10 protein-coding genes are annotated in these 10,795 nt (G+C 35.1%); 2 read left to right on the top strand and 8 right to left on the bottom strand.

Annotated elements, in window-relative coordinates:
* On the bottom strand, positions 1–682 hold a 682-nt coding region (locus tag VNJ50_RS10400; RefSeq protein ID WP_325581597.1), incomplete at its 3' end, for a transposase.
* Positions 683–812: 130 nt separating this feature from the next.
* Positions 813–1,049: a hypothetical protein gene (locus tag VNJ50_RS10395; RefSeq protein WP_325581595.1), complete on the bottom strand. Its 237-nt coding sequence runs from the start codon at positions 1,047–1,049 to the stop codon at positions 813–815.
* Positions 1,050–1,439: 390 nt separating this feature from the next.
* Between VNJ50_RS10395 and VNJ50_RS10390 the strand changes: the two genes are divergently transcribed.
* Positions 1,440–2,024 (top strand): NUDIX domain-containing protein, encoded by a 585-nt coding sequence (locus VNJ50_RS10390; RefSeq protein WP_325581593.1) that lies wholly within the window; start codon positions 1,440–1,442, stop codon positions 2,022–2,024.
* Between the two features lie 184 nt (positions 2,025–2,208).
* Here the strand turns inward: VNJ50_RS10390 and VNJ50_RS10385 are convergent, their stop codons facing one another.
* Genes VNJ50_RS10385 through VNJ50_RS10375 form a run of 3 tightly spaced genes read right to left on the bottom strand, consistent with a single transcriptional unit; the run spans position 2,209 to position 4,008 of the window.
* Positions 2,209–2,691, bottom strand: coding sequence for a GNAT family N-acetyltransferase (locus VNJ50_RS10385; protein WP_325581591.1), 483 nt, complete (start codon positions 2,689–2,691; stop codon positions 2,209–2,211).
* 2 nt (positions 2,692–2,693) lie between these two features.
* Complete coding sequence (locus tag VNJ50_RS10380) at positions 2,694–2,987, bottom strand: hypothetical protein (protein ID WP_325581589.1); 294 nt, start codon at positions 2,985–2,987, stop codon at positions 2,694–2,696.
* Positions 2,974–4,008: a formimidoylglutamase gene (locus tag VNJ50_RS10375; protein ID WP_325581587.1), complete on the bottom strand. Its 1,035-nt coding sequence runs from the start codon at positions 4,006–4,008 to the stop codon at positions 2,974–2,976. The genes VNJ50_RS10380 and VNJ50_RS10375 overlap by 14 nt, the downstream gene beginning before the upstream one ends.
* Positions 4,009–4,125: 117 nt before the next feature.
* On the opposite strand from VNJ50_RS10375, the gene VNJ50_RS10370 reads away from it, so the two are divergent.
* The gene (locus VNJ50_RS10370) at positions 4,126–5,013 is read left to right on the top strand and encodes a chromosome partitioning protein ParA (protein ID WP_325581585.1); all 888 of its coding nucleotides are present in this window, start codon (positions 4,126–4,128) and stop codon (positions 5,011–5,013) included.
* Between the two features lie 95 nt (positions 5,014–5,108).
* Here the strand turns inward: VNJ50_RS10370 and hutI are convergent, their stop codons facing one another.
* From hutI to VNJ50_RS10355, 3 genes are all read right to left on the bottom strand, one after another.
* Positions 5,109–6,347 carry an imidazolonepropionase gene (gene hutI / locus VNJ50_RS10365; RefSeq protein WP_325581583.1) on the bottom strand — a complete coding sequence of 413 codons (1,239 nt, stop codon included), beginning with the start codon at positions 6,345–6,347 and terminating at the stop codon, positions 5,109–5,111.
* 121 nt (positions 6,348–6,468) lie between these two features.
* A complete protein-coding gene (gene fumC / locus VNJ50_RS10360) occupies positions 6,469–7,866 on the bottom strand; it encodes a class II fumarate hydratase (protein WP_325581581.1) in 1,398 nt (465 codons plus the stop codon).
* A gap of 166 nt (positions 7,867–8,032) precedes the next feature.
* Positions 8,033–10,411, bottom strand: a complete 2,379-nt coding sequence (locus tag VNJ50_RS10355) for a TonB-dependent receptor (RefSeq protein ID WP_325581579.1) — start codon at positions 10,409–10,411, stop codon at positions 8,033–8,035.
* Positions 10,412–10,795: the final 384 nt, after the last annotated feature.

Here is a 10,795-nt window from a genome sequence, read left to right as displayed (position 1 = left end):
GCTTTTGTTTTACTTTTTTGTCCATCTCCCTACCTTGCAGAGCTTCGTTTATTAGGTTGATGGTGGCTTCTATTTTATCAGCATCAATAGCTTCAAAGTCTGGTGTGTTCGGGATGTGCTGCTGGTCTTTATAAACCTTTTCCACATAAGACCACAACTCTTTTAACTGCTTTTTAATACGCTCTTTACTTGTTTTTATGGACTTGCCCCAAACAAAAGTATAACGATTGGCATTGGCCTCAATCTTGGTGCCATCTACAAAGATATCCTTTAGGCTCACAACGCCCTGTTCTACCAAAAGCAATACGACCTGATGGAATATCTTCTTGAGATGCCCCTGTAGGCGTTTCCCCCTAAAATCATTTATGGTATTATGGTCGGGCTTGCTTTGTCCACTGAGCCACATAAAATGAATGTTCTCGTGCAAGGCCTGTTCTATTTTTCGCGAAGAATAAAGGTTGCGTAAATATGCATAAATGATAACCTTGAGTAACATGCGTGGATGGTAACTGGAGGTGCCACCACCTTTATAGCTTTTTTCCAGTGCACTGATATCTACATTGTCAATAATCATATTTACAATGCGAACGGGATGATTGACAGGAACTAGATCATCATAACTCGGTGGTAAAAGACTTAACTGGTCTTGGTCATAGGTCTTAAAAACTACTTTTCTGCTCATTCTTAAAGTTAAGAATTTACTAGAAAAACTGCAAAAAAAAACTGCCTTTTCAGACAGTCTCTTTATTTTATTTCAACCATAAATGGTTATTAAACCTAGCTATGATTTTTGTTATTGAGGTATGAACCGACTATTTATCGTCACCATAAAGATGGCCACTGGTAAAATCTTTATAGCCTTCTTCAACTTCAGATTTAAAGGATTGATTTTCAATTAGTTTTTTGTTTTCTGCTTTGAGCTTGTACATTTTAATTACGGCCAGTGCAATAAAAAACAAAAGAATACCACCAGTTATGAGTAAAATTATGGTTAGTTGATCGGTGGACACCGACATTGACAAAACTATCTTGTTAAAAATAAGGGTCATATCTAATATAATTTAGATTTGGTTGGGTGGTCAAATATACGCTAAATATAGATTTCGTTAGGATTTCATTTTAAAAACTTATAAAAAAGTTATGAAGATATAAACTTTTTAAATGGCTTTTATAATTGCAATCTGGAGAAAACTTCGATTTTGAAAATGATATTGCACTTCTTTTTTTTAAAACAAGTAGAATTATGGAGTTTTAACGATGATTTACATTGAATAACACAAGTGTTTTCAACCTGTTAACAAAATTTGAAAGTTCTTATTATGTGATATATTAAAGAATTATGATATTTTGCGAACAATCCAATATTTAAATGAAGGAACACCATTTATAAACGATATTCGCAATCAATAAATAGGAAATTAATCGACGAAAAGTTAAGTATGTTAAACACGATAAAAAACATTTCACACAAAATCCTTTCAAGGGCTTGGGCCACTTTAACTGAAATATCTTATGACTATAGATTCAAGGATGGCACTTGGCGGCGTGTTAAGAGGGAAGTTTATGATCGTGGTGATGGAACGTGTATTTTGTTGTACAATACTGAAAAACAAAGTGTTATTTTGACCAAACAATTTCGAATGCCAATTTATGACGTTAAGGAGGATGAAGCCATGTCTATTGAGGTTTGTGCTGGGGCGATTGATAAAAATGAATCCGCAAGACGGGCTATTATACGGGAAGTGGAGGAAGAAGTGGGGTATAGCATTAATCAGGTCGAAAAGGTGATGGAAGCCTATATGTCGCCTGGTGCTTTGACCGAAAAAATGCATTTATTTATTGCGCCTTATTCGGATGAAATGAAAATAAATAATGGCGGTGGACTTGAAAGCGAGAATGAGGAAATTGAAGTTATGGAACTAAAGTTTTCAGATGTTCTAAAAATGATGGCATCTGGAAAAATCCTAGACGCAAAAACGATCATGTTATTGCAATATGCCCAGACTCAAAATATTTTTGGATAGAAATTTATTAATTTAAGGGCCTGTTTAAATTTTAACGAAATATTTATTTTGCACGTATTTAAATTTCTTGATTGTCTTTTTATGCTCTTTTTAGCATCTTTTAGCCTTTGACAACTTGATCTAGCCCGCTAAATCTGCATTATCAAAACTAAAATCTATCTAAAAATAATTTTAAAAATTCAAACTATAATTTTTGAACAGGCTTTAAATTTAGCAACATTTTAATGTTACTGCGCTCGTAAGGTGTGTTTTTTTCCAATTCAACTTCAAAAAAACCATATTTTTTATAAATATGTATGGCATTTTCTAAGGTGGTATTGGAGTAGAGCATGAGGCTGTCCAGTTCAAGAGATTTCGAAAAATCAATACTATGTTGCATCAGTTTTTGGCCTATTTTATAACCTCTGTGAATTGGGGAAACTGCCATTTTGGTGAGCTCAAAAACTTGTGGATCTGAAGTTGGCATTAAAGCAACTGTTCCGACAATGTCGTCACCAAGTTTTGCGAAAAAGATGTGGCCGCCTTCATTTAAGATGTAGTGTTCGGGTTTACTTAATACTTCCTCATCAAAAGGTTCGACATAAAAATAGGCTTTCAGCCATTCAACATTAAGTCTATAAAAATCTTGGACATATTTATTCTCAAAAGAAATAATTTCAACAGTCATAATTATACAAAGGTAGAATATCCTATAAATACAAAGGATAATAATGAAAATAGTAAACTCAAAACCGCTAAACTTCTGTTTTGGGTTTTATTCAAAACTAACCGAATCACGACAACAATTGGCAATATAATACCTAAACTATAAATTGGCACACTCATCCAGTCCATCAATGAATTGAAGACGTCATTGCTCCAGTTTTTTGAAATCATAAGATTGATTAACAGAAGATATAGCAGCACCATGGTGCATGCCATAAATAACCAAAGATCGAATTTATATTGTTTATTTTGATTCATAATTGGAGGAATTGGCTCTCATAAAATCGATGATCAAATGGGTGATTAGTTTGCCCACGATGGATTCGGTTTCATGAGTTGGTGCTGCTTCGCAAATGTGCAAATAGACGGCATTTTTTTGTTTACCGAAATAATTCACAAATGAACGCGCTTTTTTGATGCTAAATCCGCTTGGCGACATTGCGCTACTTGGGATAAAGTTGATGGCATCGCAATCTATTTCCACTCCAAAAGGTTGATTGGCAACATGTTTTGTGGCGCGCTCCAACTCATCTTTAAATTTTTTGTCTTTTCTGATGATAAGCTCTTCATAGGTGTTGTATTTCAGAGCTTTAAATCGGTCTAAGGTTTTGAATATACGATCGGAAGTGTAATTTTCATGAAGTCCGAACATAAAATAATTGCTCAGGAAACCTTCAGAATAGGCATACCTAAATCCGTTGCCGCTATGTCGACCTTCTTCGCGTCTAAAGTCTGAATGGGCATCAAAATTGATGGCGTTTATCGGTTTTTTAAACGCCAGCGATGCCCCTTTTATATTACCGTAAGCATTGTTATGTCCGCCACCTATAATGATTGGTTTTTTCCCCGAACGGACAATTTGGTACACCAAATGGGTGACACATTTGTCAATTTTTTCGGTCAGTTTTCGAGCTTTTTCTATATGTTTTTTATCAGACTGAAGATAACTGTCTATTTTTTGCATTTCCTTTGAAAAATCCAAATGGCCTAAAATCAATACTTTTCTTGGGTTTGTAAAGGTGTTGCTTTGAATATTGAGCAAAACCTTTAATGTAGCTTTCCAAGCGCTTGATGCACCTCGATTTCCGTAATTCGCAAATATGCCAATATCTTCAGGAATTCCGATAATAACATAGGCAACATCCAAATTAACAAGAGATTCGTATATATCGGTAGAATTAGAAAGTAATTGAATGTGTTCGCCAAACTTAGATTCATTAGCTCTTATTTTTAATAAATCCTCTAAATCTTGTGTTTTAAATAAAACAAGTTTGCCCATTATTGGAATTTAATTTTAAATTTGAAGAATTAAAAGTACATCATATTTATTTCCTAGCACTTAAATAAATTAAAAATCAGTGTTAATTTAACAATCAACAACTAAAAAACAAAACTTATGGAAAGTTCAAGTAGTAGTAACAAAAATACAGGATTAAAGATTGCTTTAGGTATTTTATTGGCCTTGTTTGTAGGAACAGGTTTTTATACCTCAAAATTGTATAATGAAAAGAAAACCAACGAAGCTACCTTAACCAAGGAAAAGCAATTGGTAATGAATGACTTAAATAACATGGCAAAACAATATGACATTGCCATTGGTGAAAATAAGGTTGCAAACCAAGATTTAGTCGAGGCCAGAAGCAGAATTCAAGGTTTGATGGATTCTTTGAAAATATCTCAAAATAGTATCAACAGCTTAATGAGCTACAGAAAAAAATATTTGTCACTTCAGGAAGAAATGAAAGCACTTTTAACTGAAAATGACAAATTGAAAATCCAAAATGCATTATTAGCAACTTCGTTGGATAGTACTAATGTAAGATTGGCCGAACGCACCATGTTTACCGATTCATTATTGGTTCAAAACACAGAATTGGCTTCAGTCGTTGAAAGTGCAGCCGTTTTACAAACTGTAGGTTTAAAAGCTTTTGGCGTTATTGAAAGAAGTTCAGGTAAATTAATCCCTACAGAACGTGCTAAACGTAGTGATAAACTTAGAATTTGCTATACTGTTGCTAAAAACACCTTGGTAACTGCTGGCGATAAAGAACTATATGTTCAGGTATTAGATCCAAGTGATAATGTTTTGGGTGCTAATGAGCAAATCCAATTTGATGAGACCATTTTAAATTATAGTATTGTCAGTAAATTTAATTACGAAAACAGAAACCTTGATATTTGTGAATTTGTTTCACCAAGAGGTTCGTTTAGTAAAGGTCGTTATGTGGTGAATGTTTTCAACAAAAAAGAGTTGGTATCTACCACAGAATTTACTTTGGAATAGAAAAAATATAAAGCATTAAAAACCCGAAAGCTTTTTTACTTTCGGGTTTTTTAATGTTTAAAAATATAAGTCTTAAAGAATTATCAACATAGAATTTATTCCAATATTTTTCCTCCAATAATAACGTTATCAATTAGATTATCGCCAAAAGCATAAGGAATATTGTTATAGCTCTCAATTTCTCGCGTGATTATCAAGTTTGCTTTTTTTCCTTTACAAATACTTCCATACTGATCAGAAATACCCATCGCGTAAGCACCATTTATAGTAGCTGCATTGATAGCTTCTTCTGGCGTCATTCGCATTTTGATACATGCTGTGCTTACTACAAAATTCATATTGCCACTTGGTGTTGTTCCAGGATTGTAGTCGGAAGCCAATGCTAGTGGCAATCCGGCATCAATAATTTGACGTGCTGGTGTGTAAGGAATGCTAATAAAATAAGAACAGGAGGGAAGTGCCACTGGCATAGTCTGACTATCTTTTAGAGCCTCGATATCCTCAAGCCTCATTTCTTCAAGATGGTCCACAGAAAGCGCATTATGTTTTACGGCTAGTGCTACACCTCCAAAAGCATTAAACTGATTGACATGAATTTTTGGAACAAGCCCAACTGCCGAACCGGCTTCCATGATACGTTTGGTGTCATCAAGGTCAAAATAGCCTTTTTCACAGAACACATCAATATAATCAGCTAGTTTGGATTGGCCCACTTCTGGAATCAAATCAGAAATCACAAGATCTACATAAGCTTCTTTCCGATCCTTAAATTCTTTTGGAATGGCGTGTGCCGCAAGCAACGTGGTTTTTATGGTTGCTAATGATTCTTTTTGTAAGCGTTTGATGACCCGAAGCATTTTTAATTCAGCATCGACTGTTAAACCATATCCAGATTTTATTTCGATAGCACCAGTGCCCATTTTCATAACATTGTTCAAGCGTTTTAAGGATTGTTCATAAAGGTCGTCTTCGGAAGTATTTTGTAAAACTTGTGCCGAATTGAGGATGCCACCACCACGTTTGGCGATTTCTTCATAAGATAATCCATTGATCCGATCTACAAATTCTTGCGACCGATCGCCAGCATAAACAATATGCGTGTGGGAATCACACCATGCCGGAAGCACCATTTTTCCTTTGGCATCAATTACTAAATCAGCTTGGTAATTTGTGTAATCTGACATAGAACCATATTCTACAATGGTGTCCTGTTCAATAAGGAGATAAGCATTTTTAAGTGTAGGAAGAGTTTTCATGTCTTTTCCCTTAACTATAGAAACGTTTTTTGCTCTAACTTGAATAAGTTCTTTAATATTGATAATGAGTATGGACATAGGTTTAATTTGAATAATGTAAGGTTGTTAATGTGTATAAAAAAAGCAAGTTATTAAAATTAACTTGCTTTTTAATCAATTTTATAAGGTGTTCTGTTCAAAAAAAAACAGATTTTATAGTTTACTTAAGTTCACCCACCATATTTTCGGGTTTTACCCATTGGTCATAATCTTCTGCTGATACATAGCCCAAATTGACGGCCTCTTCTTTTAAAGTTGTGCCATTTCTATGAGCGGTATTGGCAATTTCGGCCGCTTTATAATACCCGATTTTGGTGTTTAAAGCAGTTACCAACATTAAGGAATTATTCAATAAATGTTTTATAACATCGTGATTTGGTTCAATGCCTTGTGCACAATGCTCATCAAAACTTCTGCATGCATCACCTAATAGTTGAGCAGATTGCAATAGGTTTTTGGCCATCATAGGTTTAAAAACGTTCAACTCATAATGTCCTTGCGTACCACCAATAGTTACGGCCACGTCATTACCCATAACTTGTGCACAAACCATGGTTAAAGCTTCACTTTGTGTTGGATTGACTTTTCCTGGCATGATCGAACTTCCAGGTTCGTTGGCCGGAATGATGATTTCACCAATACCACTTCTAGGGCCAGAAGCCATCATACGAATGTCATTGGCAATTTTATTTAAACTTACTGCCAGTTGTTTTAAAGCACCATGGGTTTCAACCAATGCATCGTGTGCTGCCAAAGCTTCAAATTTGTTGGGCGCCGTAATAAAAGGCAAACCTGTAAATTTTGCGATATATCCTGCTACAAGTTCACTATAGCCTTTAGGTGTGTTTAAACCTGTGCCAACTGCAGTTCCACCAAGAGCCAACTCGCTTAAATGTGGTAAAGTATTTTTTAAAGCTTTTAAGCCATGATCCAATTGCGCAACATAGCCAGAAATTTCCTGACCTAAAGTAATAGGTGTGGCATCCATTAAATGCGTACGACCAATTTTTACAACATCTTTAAATGCAATGGCTTTTTTATGTAACGTATTGCGAAGTTGTTCAACACCAAGAATAGTGTTTTCGGCTATTTTTTTATAAATGGCAATATGCATTCCTGTAGGGAAGGTGTCGTTTGACGATTGTGATTTATTAACGTCATCATTTGCTCCGATAACTGGATCGCCTTGTCCAATCGTTCTTCCGGCCAATTGTTGCGCACGGTTGGCAATCACTTCATTAACATTCATATTGCTTTGTGTGCCAGAGCCTGTTTGCCAAATGACCAATGGAAATTGATCATCATGCTTGCCTTCTAATATTTCATCACATACCTGTGCAATTAAATCGCGTTTTTCAACAGGTAAAACACCCAATTCGCAATTTGTAAATGCGGCGGCTTTTTTGAGATAGGCAAATCCATATACAATTTCTAAAGGCATTGATGCTGGTGCACCAATTTTAAAATTATTTCGGGAACGTTCAGTTTGTGCGCCCCAAAGTTTATCGGCAGGAACTTTAACCTCGCCCATTGTATCTTTTTCAATTCTGTATTCCATGATTTTTGATGATTTATTTACACACAAAGTTAGCCCTTTACGGGGAATTTTCAGACGGTTATTGTTAATAATTCCCAAAATCAAAGGTTAATTTGATACATTTATAATGCAATGAAAAAAGCGCAACCTTTTCAGATTGCGCTTTTGCATATGGATGTATTCTAATTTAGAAATTGTACGTTAATACTCCAGCAAAATTGCGTGGATCTGTTTGATTGATATAGCTTGTGCGGTAGGCATTATATCCAATCTTATTAAATATATTATTGGCTAATAATCTAAAATTCCAATGTTGGTTAAATTGATAAGCAATCTGGGCATTTGTTTGCGTATAAGAATCGACATCAAAAGGTTTCATGTTTGGGACAATGCCTTCATGGGTTATAGCTCCAGAACTCCAATCATTTATTGGTCGCTCTCCCGTATAATAAACGCCTGCGCCAAGTGATAATCCATCCAACTTCCCTTTAAAGCCGTAATTGGCATAAACATTAAAAGTGTGTTTTGGTGTGTTTAAAGGTGCTGATCCATAAACATAAGAGGTGTGTTCTTTGTATTGCGCATCAATATAAGAATAGCCAGTGATAACTTCAAAATTATCAAGGATTCGTCCACTTAGTTCAACTTCAATTCCTTTTCTTTCGTCATTTCCACCTTTTTGATAATATCCTGTAGCCACCCAATTTTCATCATAAACCGGAAGATTGATGTCCTTATTGTTAATTTTGAAAAAGGTAAAATTAAATCTCAAACGGCTTTCCAACCAATTCGTTTTGATACCGGTTTCAATTTGGTCGTAACGTTCATTACCCAAGGAGTTTCCATTAATATCCAATCTTGAAGCTGTCCGTGGATAAGAACTATTGGTATAAGATGCAAATACATTGATGTTTTTAAATGGTGTAATAATAACTCCAGCCAAAGGGTTAAAGGCATCACTTTGCGTTGTCTCTGTTTCGGTCTCTGTTTGTGTGCTGCTATAACGAATGCCTAAAAAGGTTTTTAACCAGCTGTTAAAGGTGATAACATCCTGGGCAACAAAACCAAGAGCTCTTGATTTTGCACTTGCTAGACTTTTGGCGCTTAAGTTTAAATTACTAGGCAAAACGGTGCTGATGTCTTCGTAAACATCAATAATATCAACGTTTGATGCCGTTTGGGACGACGTGCTATAATTTGAAGTTCTGTAATCAAAACCTACTTGGAAGGTATGTGATATACTTCCGGTTTTGACGTCATCACCAATAAGATCAAATTGTAGGACACTATTGGAATCTTTTCTGTCAGAAATAGAATACCCACGGTTTCTTTGGTGGTAAATTGGATTTCCAGCATTGTTTTTGATAACACTACCAAGACTGGCACCTTTATCGTTCAAATCTAAATCCGATTTAAAATAAGCAGCTTTCAAACTTAATTTATCATTCAGTTCACGGCTAAATCTTACAGAATACGTGGCGTTCTTTGTTAAGGATTTATCATTGGCATAACCTAAAAATTTGTTGTGCGGCAAATCATAAATAGCATTGGTATCATTTTCTCCAAGATTTATAGTACCCAAATCAGGAGTACGGCTATCATCAAAATAATCCATTTCTAAGGTCAATCGCGATTTGTCATCAACTTTCCATTCAAAAGAAGGATTGAAATAAAATTTATCGCTCGATACACCATCTCTAAAACTATCAGCACGCTCTAAGGCACCATTAATTCTGAATGCTACATTTTCATTAGAAGTTAACGGACCAAAAACATCAAATGCCGTACGCAGCTGACCATAGCTTCCTGCTCTTACCGAAGCATTGCCGCCATGATAATATTTTGGTGTTTTGGTAACGATGTTGATCACACCGCCAGGACTTCCCAAGTCGGTAGCAACACCTTGAGTAATGGCTGCTGCTCCTTTAAGAACCTGAATATTATCAACTCCTTGCATATCGGTCAAAATTCCTGTGCCTCTAAAATCTGAATGTACTCGAACACCATTTTTTAAGATTGGAATCCCTCTAAAGCCACGGGACGACATGCTTTCACGTTTATTGCCATAAGTCGCAAAAGTATAAACTCCTGGAACGTTTTTGGTTGCATCTGCAATTGTTAAGTTGCCTTGCTGTGCAATCAATTTATCAGAAATAATTGAAATACTCTGAATCTGCTCATAGGGTGCCAATGGCAATCTGGTGAGTGCTTCTATTTTATCAGGACGCTTATATCGGCTTCCAAATACTTCAACTTCATCAAGTTCTGAATCGTTTTGAAGTTGGAATTTTAAGACTACTGTTTCTCCAGATTTTAAATTGACGCTTTGAGATGAAGATTTATATCCGACATAGGATACTTTGATTATATATGCACCAACGGCAAGGTTTGGGAATTGGAAATAACCGTTTTCGTCGGCGGTGGTTCCAACTGTTGTGCCATCAATAATAACATTGGCAAAAGGTATAGTATGCTTAGTTTCGTCTATGATTGTACCCTCTATTTTTGATTGAGAATAGCCGAATTGTCCTATGAGGACAAACAATATTAGTAATTTATTATACATGATTTTGGTTTGTTTGTTTTGATTTTTTTAAAGAATGGGCAAATATATTATGCAAAACTTCTTTATCAAAATTTATTTAGACTAATTATAAATAATAATTTGTACATGATTGAATAGTAGAATTGTAGCGTCTAAAAATTAAATAGGGTATTATAATCACTATTTATACAATACTGATGGAGCAGTTGCAGTTGGACTATAGATTTATATCCAGATTTTTGAAAACCTTGTTGATAATTCTAAAAATTGGTGTTGTGTAAACAAAACGTTTCTCCTATATTTGCTTTAATTATTATAAAGACTTTGCAAGATGTTTACATTTGATCAATATTTAGGATTTTTAGCGTTTATGGCTATTTTAACCATTGGTTTTTGGTTAATGAT

Source organism: Gelidibacter sp. (assembly GCF_035577925.1).
Classification (GTDB): domain Bacteria; phylum Bacteroidota; class Bacteroidia; order Flavobacteriales; family Flavobacteriaceae; genus Gelidibacter.
The sequence above is the reverse complement of the archived record's forward strand: the minus strand, read 5'-3'. Positions and strand labels throughout refer to the sequence as shown.